1 protein-coding gene is annotated in these 495 nt (G+C 42.0%); it reads right to left on the bottom strand.

Annotated elements, in window-relative coordinates:
* Positions 1-495 (bottom strand): transposase (locus tag H6A32_RS15920; RefSeq protein WP_204864831.1); only part of this gene is annotated, 495 nt, incomplete at both ends.

Below are 495 nucleotides of genomic sequence, written 5' to 3'. Positions count from 1 at the left end.
TCCTATAGACTCTGGATGGAGTGCGTTACGCAGATATTTCGGTAGTCTTGCTTCAAAATCAGCAGTAAAAGCTGTCAATTGCTCATCGCTGAGCTTTAAGATTTCCTGAAGACTTGCCATTAAGGCATCCATCAGGATGCCTAGTGATCTGCTAAAAGTAATGTCTGCCATTTCATCAACAAGAAAAAAGAACAATTCCCCAAGAGTTCTCTGATCTACATTTTGGCGCTGTTCCATTGCAAGTAACATATATCTGGTAAACACGATAGCCACGTGAGCTGTCAGTGCATCATAGGATAAGCTACGGCATTCTCCAATCAGGTTCAGCATAGATTTGCAGGTCTTGAAGAAAACCTCAATCTGCCAGCGCTTTCCATAAATACGGATAATCTCTTCTTCGGAAAGGGTCGTATCTGTACAGATAAAAGCAAGCCAGTCCTTGCGATTTGCTTTATTCCTTACGCAAACGATTTTCGCCGGAATAGGATTCTCTTT

The organism is Drancourtella massiliensis (genome assembly GCF_016900655.1).
GTDB lineage: Bacteria > Bacillota > Clostridia > Lachnospirales > Lachnospiraceae > Sellimonas > Sellimonas catena.
This window is presented reverse-complemented; position numbering and strand designations above follow the sequence as displayed.